Annotated in this window: 18 protein-coding genes; 9 read left to right on the top strand and 9 right to left on the bottom strand. The window is 61.1% G+C overall.

Annotated elements, in window-relative coordinates:
* The first annotated feature begins 1 nt into the window (after position 1).
* The 8 genes from SM764_RS20355 to SM764_RS20320 all read left to right on the top strand — a co-directional run bounded on the left by SM764_RS20355 (position 2) and on the right by SM764_RS20320 (position 10305).
* Positions 2 to 610 (top strand): DUF6931 family protein, encoded by a 609-nt coding sequence (locus tag SM764_RS20355; RefSeq protein ID WP_274830718.1) that lies wholly within the window; start codon positions 2 to 4, stop codon positions 608 to 610.
* 17 nt (positions 611 to 627) lie between these two features.
* Entirely contained in the window at positions 628 to 927 is a 300-nt protein-coding gene (locus tag SM764_RS20350) for a PAAR domain-containing protein (RefSeq protein ID WP_274830717.1), read from the top strand.
* An 8-nt stretch (positions 928 to 935) separates the two neighbouring features.
* Positions 936 to 2447, top strand: a complete 1512-nt coding sequence (tagH, locus tag SM764_RS20345) for a type VI secretion system-associated FHA domain protein TagH (RefSeq protein WP_369002613.1) — start codon at positions 936 to 938, stop codon at positions 2445 to 2447.
* Positions 2448 to 2486: 39 nt separating this feature from the next.
* Positions 2487 to 3827, top strand: a complete 1341-nt coding sequence (tssK, locus tag SM764_RS20340; protein WP_274834714.1) for a type VI secretion system baseplate subunit TssK — start codon at positions 2487 to 2489, stop codon at positions 3825 to 3827.
* A gap of 79 nt (positions 3828 to 3906) precedes the next feature.
* Positions 3907 to 5331 (top strand): type IVB secretion system protein IcmH/DotU, encoded by a 1425-nt coding sequence (gene icmH / locus SM764_RS20335; RefSeq protein WP_369002612.1) that lies wholly within the window; start codon positions 3907 to 3909, stop codon positions 5329 to 5331.
* Positions 5328 to 8903, top strand: a complete 3576-nt coding sequence (gene tssM, locus SM764_RS20330; RefSeq protein WP_274839917.1) for a type VI secretion system membrane subunit TssM — start codon at positions 5328 to 5330, stop codon at positions 8901 to 8903. The genes icmH and tssM overlap by 4 nt, the downstream gene beginning before the upstream one ends.
* The gene (gene tagF, locus SM764_RS20325) at positions 8903 to 9586 is read left to right on the top strand and encodes a type VI secretion system-associated protein TagF (RefSeq protein ID WP_274830712.1); all 684 of its coding nucleotides are present in this window, start codon (positions 8903 to 8905) and stop codon (positions 9584 to 9586) included. The genes tssM and tagF overlap by 1 nt, the downstream gene beginning before the upstream one ends.
* Complete coding sequence (locus SM764_RS20320; RefSeq protein ID WP_274830711.1) at positions 9583 to 10305, top strand: PP2C family protein-serine/threonine phosphatase; 723 nt, start codon at positions 9583 to 9585, stop codon at positions 10303 to 10305. The genes tagF and SM764_RS20320 overlap by 4 nt, the downstream gene beginning before the upstream one ends.
* A gap of 25 nt (positions 10306 to 10330) precedes the next feature.
* Here the strand turns inward: SM764_RS20320 and SM764_RS20315 are convergent, their stop codons facing one another.
* On the bottom strand, positions 10331 to 12496 hold the full coding sequence (locus tag SM764_RS20315) for a serine/threonine-protein kinase (RefSeq protein ID WP_369002611.1): 2166 nt from the start codon (positions 12494 to 12496) through the stop codon (positions 10331 to 10333).
* Between the two features lie 44 nt (positions 12497 to 12540).
* A complete protein-coding gene (locus SM764_RS20310; protein ID WP_274830709.1) occupies positions 12541 to 13059 on the bottom strand; it encodes an OmpA family protein in 519 nt (172 codons plus the stop codon).
* Positions 13060 to 13315: 256 nt separating this feature from the next.
* Here SM764_RS20310 and SM764_RS20305 point away from each other — a divergent pair, with 256 nt between their 5' ends.
* The gene (locus SM764_RS20305) at positions 13316 to 14155 is read left to right on the top strand and encodes a M15 family metallopeptidase (RefSeq protein WP_369002610.1); all 840 of its coding nucleotides are present in this window, start codon (positions 13316 to 13318) and stop codon (positions 14153 to 14155) included.
* 15 nt (positions 14156 to 14170) lie between these two features.
* Here the strand turns inward: SM764_RS20305 and SM764_RS20300 are convergent, their stop codons facing one another.
* The 7 genes from SM764_RS20300 to SM764_RS20270 form a co-directional block, all read right to left on the bottom strand.
* Positions 14171 to 14773, bottom strand: coding sequence for a hypothetical protein (locus SM764_RS20300; RefSeq protein ID WP_369002609.1), 603 nt, complete (start codon positions 14771 to 14773; stop codon positions 14171 to 14173).
* A 22-nt stretch (positions 14774 to 14795) separates the two neighbouring features.
* Positions 14796 to 16268 (bottom strand): caspase family protein, encoded by a 1473-nt coding sequence (locus SM764_RS20295; protein WP_369002608.1) that lies wholly within the window; start codon positions 16266 to 16268, stop codon positions 14796 to 14798.
* 161 nt (positions 16269 to 16429) lie between these two features.
* The gene (locus SM764_RS20290; protein ID WP_274830705.1) at positions 16430 to 16756 is read right to left on the bottom strand and encodes a DUF8776 family protein; all 327 of its coding nucleotides are present in this window, start codon (positions 16754 to 16756) and stop codon (positions 16430 to 16432) included.
* A 1-nt stretch (position 16757) separates the two neighbouring features.
* Positions 16758 to 17144, bottom strand: a complete 387-nt coding sequence (locus SM764_RS20285) for a response regulator (protein ID WP_274830704.1) — start codon at positions 17142 to 17144, stop codon at positions 16758 to 16760.
* A 33-nt stretch (positions 17145 to 17177) separates the two neighbouring features.
* Positions 17178 to 18044: a CheR family methyltransferase gene (locus SM764_RS20280; RefSeq protein ID WP_274830703.1), complete on the bottom strand. Its 867-nt coding sequence runs from the start codon at positions 18042 to 18044 to the stop codon at positions 17178 to 17180.
* Positions 18041 to 18529 carry a chemotaxis protein CheW gene (locus SM764_RS20275; protein WP_274830702.1) on the bottom strand — a complete coding sequence of 163 codons (489 nt, stop codon included), beginning with the start codon at positions 18527 to 18529 and terminating at the stop codon, positions 18041 to 18043. The genes SM764_RS20280 and SM764_RS20275 overlap by 4 nt, the downstream gene beginning before the upstream one ends.
* Positions 18513 to 20660 carry a chemotaxis protein CheA gene (locus tag SM764_RS20270; RefSeq protein WP_274830701.1) on the bottom strand — a complete coding sequence of 716 codons (2148 nt, stop codon included), beginning with the start codon at positions 20658 to 20660 and terminating at the stop codon, positions 18513 to 18515. Before SM764_RS20270 ends, SM764_RS20275 begins: the two co-directional genes overlap by 17 nt.

Here is a 20660-nt window from a genome sequence, read left to right as displayed (position 1 = left end):
GATGTCGGAAAACTATGATGATCTGAAAAAGCTTCCCGCCGATCCGGTCGCCAAGCTGCTGTCGCGGGCGAATGTTCTGCTGAAGACCCCGTTACAGTCTCCGCCGACCGCAACGGCCCCGGCGGTGCTGAAAGAACTGGCGGACAAGGGCGCTTTGGTGGACCTGTTGCGTCTTCTTGCCGTGCTTTTGCCGCCACGGGAGCGGGTCTGGTGGGCCTGCCTTGCCGCGCGTGATTATATCGGGCCGCGCTCGCCCAAGGATCCGCCGTCACTGACCACCTCCGAAGCCTGGGTTCTGGACCCGAGCGAGGAAAACCGCGATGCGGCGCGCATCACGCTGGACCATGCCTATGTGGATGATGACACGGTCAATTGTGCTCTGGCGGTGCTTTATGCCGATGGCACCTTGGGGCCGGGCGATCTGCGTCAGTATCCCGCGCCGGCCGGGGCCTCCGAGGCGGCCGCTTTTGCCATGAATATGGTAGCGTTGGGCCAATTGTCTGATAGGTTTGAAGAACATGGCCGTGTGTTGGTCGCCCGAGCGCTGGATATTGCGCGCGGCGGCAATGGTCAGGGGGCTGCCACGTCGGCGGCCTCTGAAGAAGTGTAACGAGGAGGTGGTTTGACATGGGAATGCCCCAGGCCCGCGTGACCGATCTGCATGCTTGCATGCTGCCATCGACGCCGCCGCCACCGGTGCTGCCGGTGCCGACACCGATTCTGCCGCCCTGCGCCGTGACCGTTCTGGTCGGCGGCCTGCCTGCTGCCCGGATGAGCGACATGTGCACGGCCGCCCCACCGCATCCGATCATCAAGGGATCGGCGACGGTACTGATCAACAATCTGCCCGCCGCCCGCATTCTGGATAACGCGGCCTGTGGTGGCATGATCACCATGGGGCAGGTGACAGTGATTGTAGGAGGATAATCGCGACTATGGCGGTGACGCTCAAATTTCAGAGCTCGGGAACGATGCCTGGCGATGCGGCGCCGGTGCCGATGCGGGGGGCCAGCCTGACCGTCGGGCGCGGCGCCAGCAATGATATGGTGCTGCCGGACCCCGATCAGATGCTTTCGCGCCATCACTGCGTGATCGAGGATCATAACGGCTCGGTCGTGATCGTCGATCTCAGCTCCAACGGCACCTTTCTGAACTATTCGAAAATCCCGCTTGGCCGCACACCGACGCCGCTCAACAACGGTGATGTGATCTGTATCGGGAATTACGAGTTGGTCATCGAAATCCGGGATGATCTGGCCGAACCGGATGCGGGCATTGCAGCACCACTGGAGGCGGCACCGATGTCACCCGGGGTGGCCGAGAACGCGCCGGACCCGCTGGCGCTGCTGGACGATGCCGGTCCGGGGCGTGATTTTCTGGATGATCTTCTGGGCGGGTCGGAGCCGACCGGCCCCTCGCAGCTGAACCCGGTAGATCCCATCGACGAATTGCTGCCGCCGATGGGCGAAGACGAAGATCCGTTTTTCCAGAAGGCCAGCGATGGCCGCGAAGGGGAGGGCGCCAGCCTGCCCAGCCATGCCCCCTCGGCGCAGGACAGTTTTGCATCGCCCAGCACGTCATCTTCGGCGCTCATCCCGGATGATTGGGATGATGATTTCCTTTCGGGGATCGAGGGACCTTCCGAGGCGCCGACCTCGCCCGCGGATCCAGCAGTGGCTGCGCCGCCTTCACCCGCCGAGGATATGCCGCCAGCCGCCCCCCCTGCAGAGGACCATCAGCCAGATCCTGCACCAGCGCCACCGCCGCAACACACCGCGCCGGAACCAATAGCCCCGGCTCCGCAACCGGCTGACGCGCCGCCGACTGATCAGACAGCGGCGGCCGCGACATCGGATGCATCTGGCGATCAGATCACGGCGGCCTTCCTGGAAGGGCTCGGCGCCGAAGAGGCCGCCTTGAAAGGCGAAGATCCGGCGACGGCCATGCGCAGGATGGGCCGGGTCATGCACACCCTCATCGCGGGCCTGCGCGAAATCCTGATGACTCGGACCTCGATCAAATCCGAGTTCCGGATCGAACAGACGATGATTTCCGCAGGTGGCAACAACCCGTTGAAATTCTCGATCACGCCGGAGCAGGCGATTGAGACCATGCTCCGCCCCGCGACCAAGGGCTACCTGTCGCCGGAAACCGCTGCCGAAGAAGCGTTGCAGGATATCAAGGCGCATGAGGTCGCCATGGTCACCGGCATGGAGGCCGCGCTCAAAGGGGTGCTGGGCCGTCTGGATCCCAAGGCGCTGGAGGCGCAGATCGAGGACAAGGGCGGCCTTGGCGGGATCTTGCGCGGCAAGAAGGCACGCTATTGGGATGTTTACGAACAACTATACGCCGAGATTTCAGATCAGGCGGAAAACGATTTTCACGACCTGTTCAGCCGCGAATTTGCGCGGGCCTACAAGGCTCAGCTGGACCGGTTGAAAGACTGACCCGCGCCCTGCGCGTGGTCCAATTAAAAGGAGAACCCAGTGTCCTGGGACAGTAAAGTGCTTTGGACCGAGGGGCTGTTTCTGCAGCCTCATCATTTCCAGCAGGCCGACCGCTATACCGAGGCGCTTGTCGGCGGGCTGGCGCGGCGTCTTGGCCCCTATACCTGGGGGGTGAACGGGCTTGAGATCGACCACGAAGCGTTGAAAATCGGCCAGTTTGCACTGAAGTCCTGCGAGGGGCTGACCCATGATGGCACGGTGTTCCGGGTGCCTATGGCCGATCCGCATCCGCCCGCGATGGAGGTGCCGTCGACGGTCAAGGACTGCGTCGTCTACCTGACCGTGCCGCAACGCCGTCAGGGCGCTGCCGAGGTGGATTTGTCCGGCGCCGAACGCTCGGCCAGCCGGTTGCGTCCCGACACGCAGGAGGTGACCGATGTCACCAGCGCCGAGCGTAAACCGGTGCCTTTGGATGTGGGCAAGATGCGGCTGCAATTCGCGCTTGAGGTCGATGATCTGGCTGACCTGCTGGCCATCCCCGTGGCCCGGATCATCGAAGTGCGCCCTGATCAGGAGATCGTGCTGGATCAGGCCTTCATTCCCTCCTGTCTGGATGTGCGTGCGGCTCCGGCGCTTTCGGGTTTTTTGCGGGAACTCGAAGGGCTGCTCGCGCATCGCATGGAGGCCCTGGCCGGACGTCTGGCCGAAGCCGGCGGCGCCCGCGGCGTGGCGGATGTGTCCGACTTCTTGCTGCTGACGGTGGTGAACCGCACGCTGCCGATGGTGCGCCATCTGCGGCAGATCGAAAACCTGCACCCCGAACGGCTGTTCACACTGCTGACCGGACTGGCCGGTGAGTTGTCGGTTTTCATGTCTACGGAAAAACAGGCGCCCGAATTCCCCGCCTATACCCATGACAATCTGATGGGCTGTTTCGCACCGGTGATCCGCACCCTGCGGCAGTACCTCAGCTCGGTGCTGGAACAGACCGCGATTTCAATCAAGCTGGAGCCGCGCAAATACGGTATTTCCGTCGGAGTCATCGCGGACCGCAAACTGCTGGGCAATGCCGGGTTTGTCCTGGCGGTCAGCGCCGAGATCCCGGCCGAGGATGTGCGTCGCCACTTTGCCGGTCAGGCCAAGATCGGCCCGGTCGAGGAAATCCGTCAGCTGGTGAACTCCGCGTTGCCGGGGATCACGCTGCGCCCCTTGCCGGTGGCTCCGCGGCAGATCCCCTACCATGCGGGTGTGGTATACTTCGAAATGGATGCCGACAGCCCCTATTGGCGCAAGATGACCACGTCCGGTGGCATCGCAGTGCATGTGTCGGGGCAGTATCCCGGGCTCAAGATGGAGCTGTGGGCGATCAGAAACGGGTAGGGCGGTCCGGTACCGGATCGTCATGCGGCGCCCTCAGGGGGGGCTGCAGAATTGTACAAGGGTGACAGGGTAAAAAGATATGGGTGATTATGACGATCCCTTTGCCGAGCCGGGTGATACCGACAAGACGGTGATCAAGCCCAATCCGGGCGGGCGGCGCGCGACCGCGCCCATGCCAAGCCCGGAGCCCTCGGTGCCACCGGCCGAGCCGACGGCAGAACCGGATGCCCCACCAGCACCTGAGTCCTACGGGGTTCCGCAGGCCGCCGCCGCTGCGCCAAAAGCATCCCCCGGTAAAGCCTCGCAACTGGCGTTGACCGGGATGAACCAGTTGACGGCCTGTGCCGCGACCCTGTTTGCCCTGATCAGCCGTATCCGGAACCGCGCGCAGCACATGGACCCGGACGCTTTGCGCAAAAGCGTCGTGGCCGAGGTGCGCGCCTTTGAAAACCGCGCCTTGCAGGCGGGTATTCCGGCGCAGACAGTCAAGGTCGCGCGCTACGCTCTTTGCGCGACGCTGGATGATGTGGTGCTGAACACGCCCTGGGGCGGGCAGTCCAGCTGGGGCCTGCAATCCATGGTGGGTACTTTCCACCGCGAAACCGTGGGTGGGGACCGGTTTTACGACCTGCTGGCGCGACTGGAAAAAGAGCCGGGCGCCAATATCGACATGTTGGAGTTCCTCTACATGTGCATGTCGCTGGGATTTGAAGGCCGCCTGCGCGTCGAACAGGGTGGCAGCGAGAAACTGATGCAGATCCGCGCGGCGCTGGCCCGGATTATCCGCAATCAGCGCGGGCCGCTGGAATGGGATCTGTCGCCACATTGGGAGGGGGTGAAAAAACCCTTCAAGGCGCTGTCGGCCTGGCGTCTGGTCTGGATCGCGCTGGCGGTGACCGGCGCGCTTCTGGTGCTGCAATATGCCGGCCTCAGCTGGGCCCTGTCGAACCAGACCGAGAATGTCTCTGGTCGCCTTGCGATCATCGATTCCGGCCCTGCGGCGCAACTGGAGCGGCGCGCGCCGCCGCCCCCTCCGCCGCCGCCTGCGCCCACGATCGAAGAACAGGTGGCCAAGGTGTCGGGCTTCCTTGATCCCGAGATAAAGGAAGGCATCGTCGAGGTGTTTCAGAAGGGCAACCTGCTGATCATCCGGCTGGCGGGATCCGGCATGTTCGGCTCTGGCTCTGACAAGCTTTCCGATGCTTTCAAGGGGCCGGTCAACCGTCTGGCCGAGTCGCTGAACGATGAAAAGGGCAAGGTCATCGTCGTCGGCCACTCCGATAATATCCCGATCCGCTCCTCCCGGTTCCCGTCAAACATGGCGTTGTCGCTGGCCCGCGCCAAATCGGTGATGGCGGGAATGGCCGAAGTGATGACAGATCCTGACCGCCTATCCGCAGAAGGCCGGGCTGATAAGGAACCTATTGCCGACAACGGCACCCGTGAAGGCCGGGCCAAGAACCGCCGGATTGAAATCCTTCTGGTGCAGGAGATTGACGAATGATCCGCCGCTATATTCTGCCGCTGTTCAGATCCCTCTATTTCGTGCTGATCCTGCTGGCGGCCGGTCTGTCGGCCTGCGTGTGGTATTTCGCACCTTTCATCGGCTCGGAGGATTGGCGCCCCTTTGACAGCATCCTGTCGCGAGGCATTACCATCGGCGTGATCTGGGTGGTGATCCTGATGATCATCGGTTTGGTTTTCTGGCGTCGGCGGCGCCGGGATCGCCAGATGACCGAAGACATGGCCGAGGCCACGGAGGTGCCGGAAGAGGACGATGTTCTGGCCGAGGAAATCGGTGAATTGCGCGGCAAGTTCAAACAGGCCATGGCCGAATTGCGCAAGTCCAAGAACGGGCGCCGTCACCTCAGGGATCTGCCCTGGTACGTGATGATCGGCCCGCCCGGCGCCGGTAAGACCACTGCGATTGTCAATTCCGGCCTGCAGTTTCCCCTGGCGGACAAGATGGGCAAGGCCGCGATTGGCGGCGTCGGCGGGACCCGCAATTGCGATTGGTGGTTCACCAATGAGGCGGTGCTGATCGATACCGCCGGACGCTATACCACGCAGGAAAGCGATGCGGATGCGGATAATGCCGCCTGGCTGGGCTTTCTTGGCCTGCTGAAAAAGTACCGCAAACGCCAGCCGATCAACGGGGCGATCATCGCGATTTCCCTGTCGGACCTGTCCCTGCAGGATGAGATCACCCAGAAATCCCACGCCCAAGCCGTACGCCGCCGCCTGTCCGAGCTGCGTGAAAAGCTTGGCGTGCGCTTTCCCGTCTATGTGCTGTTCACCAAGGCTGATCTGATCGCGGGGTTTCAGGAGTATTTCGATGCCCTGGGCAAGGAAGAGCGCGAACAGGTCTGGGGTTTCACCCTGCCGCTGCCCAAGGGCAAGAAAGAGGCTGCCCCGATTGCAGGCTTTGACGAGGAATTTGCAGCCCTTCTGGGGCAGTTGAACGCGCAGCTGTTGGAGAAGATGCAGGGCGAAAGCGATCACCAGCGGCGGGCGCTGGTGGCGGGTTTTCCGGGGCAGGTGGCCTCGATGCGCCGGGTGGCGCGCGATTTCCTGACCGAAGTCTTTCAGGATAACCGCTATGATCAGCGCCAGATGCTGCGCGGGGTCTATTTCACATCGGGCACTCAGGAAGGCACGCCGATCGACCGGCTGATGCTGGGTATGGCGCAGACCTTCGGCATTGGCCGTCAGGCCATCGGAACCGGGCAGGGCAGTGGGCGGTCCTACTTTCTGACCCGCCTGTTCGAAGGAGTGATGTTCCCGGAGGCCGGGCTTGTCTCTGCCGATGACAAGGTTGAGCGCCGCTACCGCTGGACCCGCCGCGCCGCCATCGCCGCCACGGTGATCTTTGCCTCGGTGACTGGGGCGCTTTGGGTGAATTCGTACCTGAAGAACGCCGCCTTGATCGAACAGGCCGCCGGGCAGGCCGCAGCCTATCAGGCGGCCGCGGCAGAACTGCCGCCCAGCCCGGTGGGCGATACCGACCTGGTCCCGGTGGCTGCTGCGCTGAACCTGCTGCGTGACATGCCCGGCAACCCGGTTCTGTCGGATCCGGAGCCGGAGCGCGCCATGACCTATGGTCTTTATCAGGGTGAGGTGATCGGAACAGAGGCGGCGCAGACCTATCGCGCCGCGCTGAACCAGCGGCTGCTGCCACGCCTTCTGGTCCGGCTGGAAGAGCAGATCAGCGCCAATATGAACAATCCGGATGTTCTCTATGAGGCGCTGAAGATCTACCTGATGCTGGGGCTTCAGGGGCCGATGAATCCCGATCTGGTCAAGGAGTGGATGCAGCTTGACTGGGAATCTGTGGCCTACCCCGGAACCGTGCGGGCGCAGCTGCGGGCGGATCTGATGGATCACCTGACGGCGATGCTGTCCCAGCCGATGACAGAAATCGCGCTGAATGGTCCGCTGGTGGAGCAGGCCCAGAATATCCTGTCGGAAATGCCGCTGGCGCAACGGGTCTACAATGGCATCATCAATTCGAACACTGCCACCAGCCTGCCGAAATGGCGGCTGACCGATATCGGCGGGCCTTCGGTGAAACGGGTGCTGGTGCGCAGCTCCGGCAAGCCGCTGAACGAGGGTGTCGAGGGCATCTTTACCTATGACGGATTTCACAACGTCTTCCTGCCCGAAGCGGTGAGCGTGTCGGAACGTGTCCAGCGCGAAGTCTGGGTGCTGGGCGACCGCGGTGGTGAGCAGATCCAGAGCGAAGCCGCGCTTCTTGCGCTCAGCCGGGATGTGCTCGACCTTTATTACAACGACTATATCACCCGGTATGATCAGGTGCTGGGGGACGTGGACATCGTGCCGCTGGAAAGCCTCAGCCATGCGGTCGAGGTGACCAATGTGCTGTCCGGGCCGACCTCTCCGATCACCAATATCCTGACGGCGGTCAGCCAGGAGACCAGCCTGGCGGAGGACCGCTCGCAACTGAACACGGAATCCCTGGGCGAAGGCGTGTCGCAGGTGGCAGCCATCGAAACCCGGTCAAGCCTGTCTATCCAAGGACAAATCCTGCTTGAGGCACTTGTCAGCTCGGCATCGACCGCCTCGGGCGAGCCGCCAAAGCCACCGGGTGCCTATGTGCAGGACCGATTCCAGTGGCTGCACGATCTGGTGGACCGCCCCGAAGGGCAGCCCTCGCGGCTGGACGACCTCATGGTCTCTCTGCAACTCGTGTATCAGGAGCTGAACAAGATGTCGTTCAGCGGCGTGACCTCGGGCGAAAGCGGGCAGGCCCTACTGCAGTTCCAGCAAACGGCCTCGCGGATCGACGGGCCGGTGCAACGCTGGGCCATGCAGATCTCGACGGGCTCTTCCGGCATTACCTCGGAAGGAACCCGCGCCTCGATCAATGCCCGTTGGCAGGCCTCGGTTCTGCCCTTCTGCGAAAAGGCGCTGGACAACCGGTATCCCTTCAACCGGCGCGCCCGTGCCGATGTGGCGATGGTGGATTTTGCAAAACTGTTTGCGCCGGGCGGGCTGATCGACAGTTTCTTTGACGAGAACCTGCTGAAATATGTCGATACCCGCAGCCGTCCGTGGACCTGGAAACGCGTCAATGATGTCGATCTGGGGATCAGTCAGGCGGTGCTGGAACAGATGCAGTATGCCGCTGAAATACGTGATGCCTTCTTTGCCGGGGGCGACACGCCGGTGGTCCAGTTCCAGATCACCCCCAAGGCGCTGGATTCAAAGGCCAAGGAGGTTCTTCTGGAGATCGACGGCACGCAGGTGTCCTATAATCACCGGATGGGCCAGCCCACGCCGGTTGCAGTGACCTGGCCGGGGACGGTCGGCCTGGCGCGGATCACCCTTTTGCCGGACAAGCGCAATATCGAGAACGTTCTGTCGCGGGATGGGCCCTGGGCCTGGTTCCGGTTGCTGGACGCCGCCGAGGTACGCCGGACCAACGTCACCGACCGGCGGCGGGTGAACTTCCGGGTTGGTGGGCGTCTGGCCCTGTTCGAGCTGCAATCGGGATCGGTCGTCAATCCCTTTGCCCTGCCGGCGATGGCAAAATTCAGCTGCCCGAAGTCGATGTGATGGAGGCAGGGTTCGGAGCCTTCGGCAAGATGCCCTCGGTCGGAGATTTTTTCCGGATCAACATGCCGGGCGGTTTTGTCCGCCTGTGGGATGGCTGGCTGCAGCAGGTGCTGCTGGCCGGGCAAAGCGCCTATGGCACGGCCTTTGATCGCAGCTATATGTCGGCGCCGATCTGGCGGTTTTCATTACCTGCGGGCCTTGCCGGGCCGGAAAAGCTGACGGGGGTTCTGATGCCCTCGGTTGACCGGGTTGGCCGCCGGTTTCCGCTGACACTGGTGGCGCCTCTGGCCACGCCGGGGCCTGCGGCGCTGGATCATTTCACCGACACAAAGCTGTTTGAGCAGCTTGAGGCGATTGCCCTGGATGCATTGGAGGACAGCATGACACAGGACAAATTATCCGCAGCCCTCGGCGCGGTGCAGCCGCCCGCCATGCGCGCGGTGGCGCCGCTGCGCACATCGGGCAACACGCTGGTGCTGACCGGCGCTGGTCAGACGGAGGATCTACCAAACACCGTGGCGGCGGCCCTGCTGGACAGCCGGGCTGCTGATACCAGCATCTGGACTGCGGTTCTGGACAGCGGCCCGCGGATGATGATGTGCCCGGGCCTGCCGCAAGGCGGGGCTGCAATGGGACTGTTCGATCTTACGGCTCCCATCTGGCAGGAGGCCCGGCCGCTATGAATCCGATGCACCCCTATCGCTATGCCGTTCAGACCCATGTCGGCCTGCAACGCAAGGTCAACGAAGACGCGGTGCTGGCGCTGCCGGACCATGACATCTGGCTGGTTGCAGATGGGATGGGGGGCCATGATGCCGGCGATTATGCCAGCCGCCTGATCGCGGACTCCGCCGCGATGATCCCCGGTGGGCTGGACCCGGCGGCCAAGATGCACGCGTTGCGCGATGCCTTGCAAGGCGCCCACCGCGCCATCCAGGCCGAAGCGACGGCGCGGGGCGGCGGCACCATTGGCGCAACCGTTGCCGCCCTGATCATGGCACAGGGCCATTTCGCCGGTATCTGGGCCGGCGACAGCCGTATCTACCGGCTCCATGGCGGGCAGATCGACATGCTGACGGCAGATCATTCCGTGGTCGCCGAATACGTCCACTCCGGCAAGATGAGCTGGGATGAAGCGGATCAGCATCCGCAATCCAACGCCATCACCCGCGCGGTTGGGGTCGGGGAGGATCTGGAGCTCGACAAGGTGCGCGGCACCGCTGAAAGCGGCGACAGGTTCCTGATCTGCTCGGATGGGCTGACGAAATATGCCACCTTCTCCATGCTGGAGGATATTCTGTCGAGCACGCCCTTGGAAACCGTCGCCGAGCGGCTGGTGCAGGTCGCACTGACCGGGGGCGGGGCTGACAATATCTCGGTGATCGTCGTCGACGTGCTCTGACGGACGCAGGTCCGACAGGCCGCAATCAGGGACGGGCTGTCACCAATATACGGCTGTCCAGCGACAGGATCCGGCTCGCATCCTCTGCCGCGCTTTGCTGCAGCGCTTCGGCAAAACCAACCGCGCTTTCCGATGTGGGACGCATGCCCGCGAACAGCGGTTCCGAGGAATGCAGGACCAGGATACGGCTTTTGCCCAGGGTGCTATCATCCACCTTGAACGCCAGCCCGCCGGTTTCTGCTGCATTCTGCAAATCAAAGGCGACGCGCACGGAAAACGGCCCGATCTCACCATCTCTGAGGTCCGCAATCGCATTCTCGGGACGTCCGATATTGGGCAACAGATGAAAGACGTTGCCAGAGACATCCAAGATTGAAACGGTCAGAAAGCCGTCGGTCATGTCTTCCGGCAGGATCACGTCGATGACCGGATTTTCCCCGACGAAGAACCGCCCCGATGGGTTCGGCGTGCCTTCCCCACCAAGGGTATAGCTGACTTTTGCCCCGCCCGCAGGCGCCTTGGGCAGGCGCTGCTCTACAACGCAAAGGGCGGGGTTCAGTACTTCGGCATCCAGAACCACCTTGCGATCACCCGCGATGGCGCGCAGCGCATCGAACAGAGCAACCCGGGTTGATGTTTCCGCCAGCCGCCCGGTGATCACGATGGAATCCTCGGGCGCAAAGCCGCCGGTTCCATCTGTGCCGGACAGTTGCAACGGGCCGCAGTCCTGATGATCAGCGATCACCGACAGGACCTCTTCCCGCGCCAGAACAGGCAGTTTGAAAACGATATCGACCGCGCCGTCCAGTGCTCCCGGCAGCCCATCTGCAAACCGCGCGTTCAACGACGCCGCCAGTTCGGCATCCTGCGTCACGCCGCTCAGTCTGCCCTGATTGTTGCTGACGGCAAGGCGCCATTCACCGAGTTGATCCAGCGGCGCAATGGTTGCCAGTACATCGTCGCCCCAGCTGTCGGCGATTGCCCCCGACGCCAGCGTGACATCCGTGGTTTCAACCATGTCCTGCAGCGCGGTGAGGCTCGCCTCAGACGGCATGTTCCCGGTTGCCCGGGCCGGGGCGCCTGCGGATTTTTCAATAATCAGCGTGAAAGGTTCGGCAACCGGCAGGGATGGTCCAGTGAGATTGCCAAACAGCCCGGCAAAATAGCCGCCAACGCCCAGACCCAGCACACTTATAAGGAGGATAACCGCCACGAGGCCACCGCGCCCTTTTGCCGGTTTTTCGTCTACCGGAGGCGTCGAGGGCGCAGGTTTTGCTGTTGGCGCGGCCGTCTTGGGAACAATGATCGTGGCTTCTTCCGCCGGGGGGGGAGCGTCGGCCTTGGGCGGCGTATCAGCAGGGCGGGGGTCCGGGTCATCGATATAGGCCAGAACCTCTGCTGCGTTTTGAAACCGGTCCGCAGGATCCGGCGCGCACATGCGGTCGATCAGCCCCTTCAAGGGTTCGGGCACACCCGAGGTATCCAGTGGCTTCTGCTTGTTTTCCACCACTTCCATGGGGTTTGCGCCCAGTGACGGCGGCGCGCCGCGAAAATTCGCCAGCAGCAAGGCGCCAAGCGAGTAGATATCCGACCGGGCGTCGGTTTGCCCGCTCATCTGCTCGGGCGCGGCATAAGAATATTTGCCGGCGAATTCATTACCGACAATCGTCTGTGCACCTGGGTTCGTATCCTTGGCGATGCCGAAATCGATGATCACGGCCTCGGCCGGGTCACCGCCGCGCAGGATGATATTGTCCGGGCTCAGATCCCGATGCACGATCTTGCGCGCATGGGCGGCTTGCAGACCCTGCGCCACGCGTTTGCAGATGATCATCAGATCATCGGCAGACATCGGTCCCTGTTTCAGCTTACGGTCCAGCCCCGGCCCGTCGACGTAATCCATCAGCAGGTAGATATGCCCATCCGGGGTGCGGTGATTTTCCGAATAGCGCACCACCGCGTCATGGCGGATTTCGCGGATGTTTTCCTCGCGGGCCATCAGGACCTGAAAGTCCTCGTTGGCAGAGAGTTCCTGTTTGAGAACCTTGATCGCCACCAGATTGCCGGAGATTTCCGAGCGCGCCTTGTAAACGTCCGAAGTGCCACCGCGACCCAGCAGCATCTCGATCCGGTAGGTGTTGTTCAGCAGATCACCGGGTTGAAAAATATCACCGGGGCGGGATTCGATCATCTGTCATGTCCCGCCTTGTACCCGCCCGAAGCGACGTTCATCCCTCAGCCCAGAGCCTGGAACTCGACACGGCGGTTTTCATCGGCCCGCGGATCGTTTTCATCAAAGGGTGCGGTTTCCCCCATGCCGATCGCTTTCAGCATGTCCTCGGGAATGCCGCAGGAGCCGATCAGATGGCGCCGAACTTCCTGCGCCCGCAGAAGAGACAGGCGTTCATTGTATTCGGCCGAGCCTGAACTGTCGGTGTGACCAATGATCTGGAACACGGTGCCCTGCATCAGCTTCATCGACTCGCACATATTGGCCAGCTTCGGCTCCTGATCCGCGCGCAGGGCCGCACTGTCGAAATCAAAGGAAATCTGGACGTTGATCTGCGATTGCCGCTCAACCGGGTTATATTCTTCCGCAGCAGCGGCAACGGTGGCCGTTTCCGCAGTGTCGTCGCTCTGCGCCGCAGAGGACGTCGCCGCGTTCGGCACGATGACCAGACCGCGGGTTTTTTGCTTCTTGAAGGCTTGGGTGATTTCTTCGACCGAGGGGCCGTCATCGGCAGACTGGGCCATAGCGTCAGGCGCCTGCAACACACCCAAACTCAGAATACAGGCAGAAATAATGCGAAACCGGACCATAACCTGTCCCTTACGTTGAAAACATATACTGAATAAAAGCCTATACCACACTTGTTGATCTGCCAATGGGCCGCCGCAAACAGCGCTGTAAAAACCCCTAAACTCTGCCCTATCCGCGACGGATGGAATTGAGGGCTTTACGAAGGCTGGCTCAGGGCATTCAATAGGGGCGTAGTATGTTGAGGGTTCTATGCGCGTCGTTTCGGCAGTTATCATCGCGACAGGCATCGTCCTGGCGCCCGTTGTCTGGTTCGGCCTGAGCTGGCTCATGTCTGATGAAGACTATGCAGGCGGGGCCGTCGATTCCACGGCGCGGATCGAACTGGAAATGCTCCGTCAGCAGATCGAGGATCTGCAACTCCGGATGAGTGACCTTCAGACAGAGATTGCGCGCCTGCCCGCGGGAGGAGCAGGCTCCAACGCCCCTTTTCTCCCGGACGCTGACGGCGAACGTCAGATCTGGGAGCAGACCGAAGGCACAGACCTTGATTATGCGCAGGTGGTACTGATCGCAGACCGGTTGAATGTAAATCGGGGCCTGAACGTGGCCGGGGGCAGGTATCTGTCCGAAAAACTGGGGCGCCCGCGTGAGGATCTGAGCGACAGCTGCCAGCCCATGACCAACCCGGAGCTGAAGGAAAAACTCGTAACCGAGCAGGTTGGTCCGATCCGTGTCAGCATGCTGCAGCCCGCGATCGAGAGCCTGCGGATCGTGTTCGAAAACATCCGCAGCGTCGACCCCGACCTCTATTCCCGGATCAACACCGCCGGCGCCCTTTGCGTGCGGCGGATCCGCGGCACGGTGAATTCCCTGTCGACGCACAGCTACGGGCTGGCGGTGGATCTCAATATCGACGGCAAGTTGGATAATTTCACCGATGGCAAAACGCAGCTGGGGCTGACGATCATGGCCGATTTCTTCTTTGATGAAGGCTGGGTCTGGGGGGCTGGTTTTGGCCGCGAAGACAGCATGCATTTCGAAATCAGCCGCCGCCAGCTGGACACCTGGATCGCAGAGGGGCGACTGTAATCAGCCCCGACGGCATCACAGTGAGCGTAGCAGGACCTTGTTGGAGCCAAGCGCCGCAGCGATTTGCTGGTATTGCACAGCTCGGGCGGTCGATTGGGCGGCGGATCTGAGCAGGATCGTCTCCGCCTCCTCAAGCGCAGAAACGGCTGCGGCAGCCGCCTGCCGCTTGCGGGTGGATGCCAACGCCACCAGCGGGCGGGAGGATTTCGTATTGGTATCCGAGTGTTGCACCACTGCGCGCGGGGCCTGCGGATCGCGGTTATCACGCGCGATCTTGCGCAGATTGGCAGCCGTCTCACCTATCGTTTTGCGCGCGTCCTGATACCCGGACAGACCGGACATGCCCTCAGCCAGCTGTTCCATGCGTTCTGCCATGCAATCGACAAGATAGGCCCCGCTGCTGCTGCAGAACTCGGGAATGGCATTCAGCCGCATAACCACTTGCTGCGGCGTCGCCACACGGTTTGCCACCGACAGGCCCGGACTGGTTGTACCCTCACCACCGTAGCTACCCTCACTGCCACCATAGGTGCCTTCGCCTGTGCCCCCGGTTTCCTGCGCCGCAACCGGGCCGACCAGAACAAGCGTCAGGATAACCAGATATCGCAGTACCCGCATGACGTCCTCCCGCTTCCGTTGATTACCCGTCCAACCCATAGGCCCGCCGGATGCCGCGCTGCGTGCCGGGACCGAAATCCCCATCGATCGAGCCTTGGTAAAAATCATTATCTTTCAGCTTGGCCTGCAAAGCCTTGCGCGTTTGATCGGTGAACATCGTCGGCCGCTCGCTGAGCAGTTTCAGAACATCCGAACTGCCGGACCGCAAAGCCGCGTAAAGATACTGCGCCGCGTCTTCGGGGTCCTTGTTGGGGATCAGACCGTCATCGATCAGGGCTGCAAAATTGAACTGGGCCTGCGGATGACGCAGATCCGCGGCCCGCTCAAAGAAGGTCAGGGCCTTTTGCGGATTGGCCGGCAGACCCAGCCCGCCCTGGTAATGCAGGAACCCAAGATCATTGATCGCATCGGCAAAATTCTGATCCGCCGCCGCCCGGTAAAGCGCCAAAGCCTTGGCCGGATCCGGTTCAACACCCGTGCCCCGCTCGTACAGCTTTGCCAGTTCAAACTGCGCTTCGGGAGAACCCGCATCCGCAGCCCGCTGCAAAAATTCAATCGCGGCGGCCGGATCAAACCGGTCCTGGTTTGGGTTGAGCCGGATATAGGCCAGCCCCAGCATCGACCGGGTGTCTCCAAGCTCGGCAAGGGCGAGAAGCTGTTCCTCCTGATCCGGTTTCAGCGCCGCCCAGGCATCAGTGCTACCCGCGCTCTCATTTCCGCCAGCCAGATAGAACGGCACCCCGGTAAGCGAACCATAGGTATGTGGTTCCTGCAGGTTTCCGGTTTTCTGAAGCACAAGATCGCGGACCTGCCGAAACATCAGGCTGATCTCCAGACCGGGCTGAACCATCTTTTCCATCAGCGCCAGCGCATAGGGGCTGTTCTCTCCCCGGCCATCCAGCGCGACCTGTCCATCCTTGGCCGCAAAAGCCACCAGCGTTCCGCGATCCGGGTTTGCCGGGGCCAGCCCTGCACGTTCGGGTGCCGTCGATGCATTCGTTGTTTCCGAAGTGTCTCCCGCCAATGCATCGCCAAGGGGGTTATCGCGGCAGCTGTCCAGGATCACGATGCGCATCTTTCGCGCCTTCTCAACAGCCGCCAACAGCCGCTTCAGCGAGGCGGACTGGCGCTCTACATCCCTGTTGCTTTGCACTTGAACATCAACCGGGATCAGGAAATTCTCACCCTGCACCTCGACCCCGTGACCGGCAAAATAGATCAGGGCCAGATCCGCAACCTCGGCACGAAAGGCAAAGCCTTCGAGCATGCGGGTCATGTCTTCGGCACCGACGTCGATGCCAAGGGTCACGTCAAACCCGATCCCTTCCAGGGTTTCCGCCATCCGCAGGGCATCGTTGCGGGTGTTGTCCAGCTTTGGCAGATACTGGTAATCAGCCATCCCCAAGACCAGCGCCGCACGATCAGTCGCGGCCACGCTCGCCACAGGCAGCATTATGGTGGCCAATGTCAAAAGTACTCGAAACACAAAGCTCATGATCGCACCGGGCAAAACTGATTACACATCTTGAGTGTAGCCGTTGCAGACGGTGAAGCAAACGATCAATCCGGAGCCTGCGCGATCTTCGTCCTGATGGATGATATTATCGCGCGGCTCAAACGGGAAACGCCGCCTGGGGCAGGCGGCGTCTTTGTTGTTCAGGCGTTTTGCAAACCGCCGGGAGAGAGTAGTCTTTCCCGCAGACGTTCCAGGGTGACCCCTTTGGCGGCAGCAGGCAGATCGGCCGGTCCGGATTTTTCCACCTGGTCCTGGACGCGCTCATAGAATCCCGACAGCCCGGCGAGTGTCTGGATTACCAGATCGAAATCCTGCAATGCACGCAGTTCCGCACTGGTAGGGCGGGTACCACGTTCCATGACCGTGAGAGCAACATCCTCCAGCTCTTGAATTTTGACTTTCAGCTGGTGCATTTCCCAAGATGAAATGGTGCAGAGATCTTTCAGGGCTTTGTCAGGATGGTCCATATCAGAGCCGCCCAACCACTTGTTCGATCGCCTGCTTCATCGTTGCAACCGTGAAGGGTTTGCGGATGATGTTGTTCAGGCCGAGTTTCTTGCCGACCTCGATGATCTCAGGAGTCGGTTTGCCCGTCACCAGGATAAACCCGACACGCTGGGTCACCTGATGGCCACGGACCGCTTGCAGCAGGCCAAGACCATCCATGCCGGGCATGTTGTAGTCGGACAAGACCAGGTGCACCGGAGTCTTCGTGATCTTCTGGAACGCGGATTGTCCGTTGTTTTCCACCATGTAGTTCTTGACGCCAAGCTCATCCAAGCATTGCGTCAGAATCCCGCGGCTCGTTGACATGTCGTCCACGACCATGACGCGAAGAGAGTCTTTCAAGCTCATTTGTTTTCCTCGTGTTTCTTCATACTGCTCAGACTATCGGGCATCCCCACCCGATGGTGTGTGAATGTAGGTGGTTATTCCTGCCGTTTTCATATGTTGGGCAGCCGGTCCGGACATTCGTTCGGAATGTCCGATAAACAGGTAGCCTCCGGGAACCAGTGATCGCTGAAACGCCTGCCAGACCTTTTGCTGCGTTGCTGTATCAAAGTAGATGGCCACATTCCGACAGAAAATCGCATCGAATTTTCCCTTAAACGGAAAGGGTTCAATGAGATTCAGCACACCAAGTGTCACCATCGACCGGATGCTTTCAGGTAGACGGCCATCGGCATCAAGTTTTGGCAGGTATTTGCGGTATTCCGCAGGGATCTGCGCAATCTCGTCCGCCGGATATTTGGCAGCCGTTGCCGTTTGCACGACAACCGGATCGATATCAGTGCCCAGGATCTTGAAATCCAGACGGTTCACTTCCGGACACATGTCCTGGATGATCATCGCCAGCGTGTAGGGCTCCTGTCCGTTGGAACATCCTGCCGACCAGATGCGCACCCGTCCGCCTTCTCGTGCCTTCTTGATGAGGTCCGGAAGAACGTCTTTGCGCATCGTTTCAAAATGATGCGGTTCCCGGAAGAACTGCGTCACATTGGTGGTCAGCAGAGACAGCAGGTTGCTGCGCTCCTTGTCGGAATTCGGCCCATTCAGGCGTGCAAGATAATCCTTGAAGTTCAAGACGTTCTGCTTTCGCAGACGACGAGCCAGGCGGGCCGAAACCAGAGGTTTCTTGCTGCTCGACATCGCCAACCCAAAATGCTTGTAGGCGAACTGGGCGATGGCTTCGAAATCCTGATCTGTCAGGGTGAAACCATCTGCCTTGGACTCTATGGGACTTCTTGCGTTCACATCAGCACCTGTTCCGGAACGGAGATAACCGCATCCAAGTTGATGATCCGGACCATGGTGTCATCATGCGAGATGATGCCTTGGATATATTCCATGGTGAATCGGCTATCGACCGGCGGCGTGTCCTGAATATCATCGGGGTTGATCGAGATGATTTCCGAAACGGATTCCGCCAGCAGGCCAACCGGCTTGCCACCGACCGCCACGACGATCACCACGTTACGCTCACTGGCCTCGGTCTGCTCAAGACCGAACCGCGCCGACAGATCATAGATCGGGATCACCGCACCGCGCAGGTTCATGACACCCAGCACGTCCGAGGGCGCGTGCGGCAGGATTGTCACCGGCGACCAACGACGGATCTCACGGATCTGGGTGATTTTGAGACAGAAAGCCTGCCCCGCCACAGTGAAGCTCACGAACTCACTGAACTGGGCGTGCTTTACTTCCTGATCGCCAGGCTTGGCTTCAACTTGCGACTGCATTGTTCATTCTCCGATCTGTGTCAAAGGCGGCTGCTGATGGCGAGGCCGCAATAATGCTTTCCGGATCCAGGATCATGGCAATCTTGCCATCTCCGAGAATGGTGGCAGCAGCCACCCCGGCAATCTCCCCACAGACTCCATCCAGGCTCTTGATGACCACCTGCCGCTGGTCGTGGATATCGTCCACCGCCAGGGCGCTGCGCTGTCCCGTTTCCGTTTCAACCAGGAGATAGACTCCGGGCGGTTGGTCATCCTGCTTGCTCAGCCCAAGGGCGCCAGCAACGTCGCAGATCGGGACGAAGTTTCCACGGATCGAAAGCAATGTGCCATCGGCGCCAAGGTTGTTGATCATGTCGTCGCTGCCGCGCATCGTCTCGACGATTGAGGTGATCGGAACCACCATCGTCTGATCCGCAACCGAGACCACCATGCCGTCCATCACTGCCAGCGTCAGTGGCAGAATGATGGTAAAGGTCGAGCCTTTGCCCGGGGTCGAGGTGATGTTGATCCGGCCACCAAGGCCCGTCACGGCGTTCTTGACCACATCCATCCCGACACCGCGGCCGGACAGGTTCGAAACCTCCTTGGCGGTGGAAAAACCGGGCAGGAACAGGAGGTTGTCAATCTCACTGTCGGTCAGATCGGCGTTTTCGGGGATCAGGCCCTTGTCGATCGCGATTTGTTTCACACGGGGGCGGTTTACGCCGGCACCATCGTCCTTGATTTCGATGCAGACACTACCGGACCGGTGCGACGCCGACAGACGGATTTCACCGACCCTGTCCTTGCCGCCACCCTCACGGTCATCCGGTTTCTCGATCCCGTGGTCCACCGCGTTGCGCAGAATATGCGTCAATGGGTCTGACAGGCGTTCGATGACTGTCTTGTCGACTTCGGTGTTTTCTCCCTCGGTGACAAGCTTGCAGGATTTTCCGGTGGCGCTGGAGGCTTCGCGCACAATCCGGGCCATACGCTGGAACAGCGGTTTGACCGGCTGTGCACGGATCGACATAACGCCTTCCTGGATATCCCGCGCCAGGTTCTTAAACCCTTCCAGCTCGGTCTCCACATCACGCACGTCCGCAACATCAAGATTGGCAATCTGCTGCGCCAGCATCGAATGGTTGATGATCAGCTCGCCGACCGCGTTGATAAGCCGGTCCACCCGCTCAAGCTCCACACGCAGAGTCGGCTTGGGACCCCGCTGCTCCGATTTCGCGGCCTCGGCCTTTGGAGATGGTGCCTTGTCACCCGCAGGCGCAGAGTCCGCCTCCGGTGTCAGAGCAGGGGCCGGCTGTTCAAAAGGGGCAGGCGTCGTCTCCCCGTCCTCAATGGACGGAGCAACACCGAATGCAGCGTCCAGCGCGGCAAGGGCCTGCGCATCCGCTTCGGCGTCACCATCGCCTTCGATCGACAGCTCGCACAGACCTTCGACGAATTCGAAAACGGCTTCCACCTTGTCGCGCGGCTCCGAGGTGATCAGAACCAGATCCCAGGCGATATAGCTTTCGGCGACGTCGATGGCGTCAAAACCGGGCAATTCAGTGTCGTCCAGCTTGACCTCAAGCTCACCCAGTTCCTTGAGTGCCTGGAACAGGAAGATGGGCTCGTTGCCGGTGCCGTACATCTCCTTCATGGGATGGAAACGGATCCGGTAGGTTTCTTCCTGAGGCACCACGGGAAGATCGATCGCTGCAGGCGCAAAGCCTGCCCCGCCCAGGCCCATCGGCTCGAACGTCAGATCTTCTTCCTCTTCGGGAATATATTCGTCCAGCGCCGCGATCAGCACGTTGTGATGCGCTTCGTCGGTTTCGCCGCCATCCCGCGCCGTCGCCACCAGATCACACAGATGGTCACTGGCACGCAGCAGAAGCTGAACAAGCTTTTCGCCCAGCTCCAGACGATTGGTTCGCACCTCGTCGAAAACGGTTTCGAACCTGTGGGCAAAGGCCACCAGTTCATCCAAGCCAAACGCCCCGGCGCCACCCTTGATCGAGTGAACAGCGCGGAAAACGGCGTTGACCACCTCTGGATCACGATCGCCACCTTCGATGGCGGTCAGACCCTCATCCGTCGCTTCAAGGAGCTCTTCGCACTCCTCAAAGAAGGTATCCTGAATCGACCCTGACAT

Source organism: Pseudophaeobacter sp. 1A16562 (assembly GCF_041008785.1).
In the GTDB taxonomy this organism is placed as follows: domain Bacteria; phylum Pseudomonadota; class Alphaproteobacteria; order Rhodobacterales; family Rhodobacteraceae; genus Phycobacter; species Phycobacter gallaeciensis_A.
Note: the sequence above shows the minus strand (reverse complement) of the source record. Positions and strands in the feature narration are given on the sequence as shown.

Excerpts from the sequence above, each read along its gene's own strand:
- SM764_RS20355 (WP_274830718.1), top strand. The coding sequence starts at position 2 with ATGTCGGAAAACTATGATGATCTGAAAAAGCTTCCCGCCGATCCGGTC.
- SM764_RS20350 (WP_274830717.1), top strand. The coding sequence starts at position 628 with ATGGGAATGCCCCAGGCCCGCGTGACCGATCTGCATGCTTGCATGCTG.
- tagH (WP_369002613.1), top strand. The coding sequence starts at position 936 with ATGGCGGTGACGCTCAAATTTCAGAGCTCGGGAACGATGCCTGGCGAT.
- icmH (WP_369002612.1), top strand. The coding sequence starts at position 3,907 with ATGGGTGATTATGACGATCCCTTTGCCGAGCCGGGTGATACCGACAAG.
- tssM (WP_274839917.1), top strand. The coding sequence starts at position 5,328 with ATGATCCGCCGCTATATTCTGCCGCTGTTCAGATCCCTCTATTTCGTG.
- tagF (WP_274830712.1), top strand. The coding sequence starts at position 8,903 with ATGGAGGCAGGGTTCGGAGCCTTCGGCAAGATGCCCTCGGTCGGAGAT.
- SM764_RS20320 (WP_274830711.1), top strand. The coding sequence starts at position 9,583 with ATGAATCCGATGCACCCCTATCGCTATGCCGTTCAGACCCATGTCGGC.
- SM764_RS20315 (WP_369002611.1), bottom strand. The coding sequence starts at position 12,496 with ATGATCGAATCCCGCCCCGGTGATATTTTTCAACCCGGTGATCTGCTG.
- SM764_RS20310 (WP_274830709.1), bottom strand. The coding sequence starts at position 13,059 with ATGGCCCAGTCTGCCGATGACGGCCCCTCGGTCGAAGAAATCACCCAA.
- SM764_RS20305 (WP_369002610.1), top strand. The coding sequence starts at position 13,316 with ATGCGCGTCGTTTCGGCAGTTATCATCGCGACAGGCATCGTCCTGGCG.
- SM764_RS20300 (WP_369002609.1), bottom strand. The coding sequence starts at position 14,773 with ATGCGGGTACTGCGATATCTGGTTATCCTGACGCTTGTTCTGGTCGGC.
- SM764_RS20295 (WP_369002608.1), bottom strand. The coding sequence starts at position 16,268 with ATGAGCTTTGTGTTTCGAGTACTTTTGACATTGGCCACCATAATGCTG.
- SM764_RS20290 (WP_274830705.1), bottom strand. The coding sequence starts at position 16,756 with ATGGACCATCCTGACAAAGCCCTGAAAGATCTCTGCACCATTTCATCT.
- SM764_RS20285 (WP_274830704.1), bottom strand. The coding sequence starts at position 17,144 with ATGAGCTTGAAAGACTCTCTTCGCGTCATGGTCGTGGACGACATGTCA.
- SM764_RS20275 (WP_274830702.1), bottom strand. The coding sequence starts at position 18,529 with ATGCAGTCGCAAGTTGAAGCCAAGCCTGGCGATCAGGAAGTAAAGCAC.
- SM764_RS20270 (WP_274830701.1), bottom strand. The coding sequence starts at position 20,660 with ATGTCAGGGTCGATTCAGGATACCTTCTTTGAGGAGTGCGAAGAGCTC.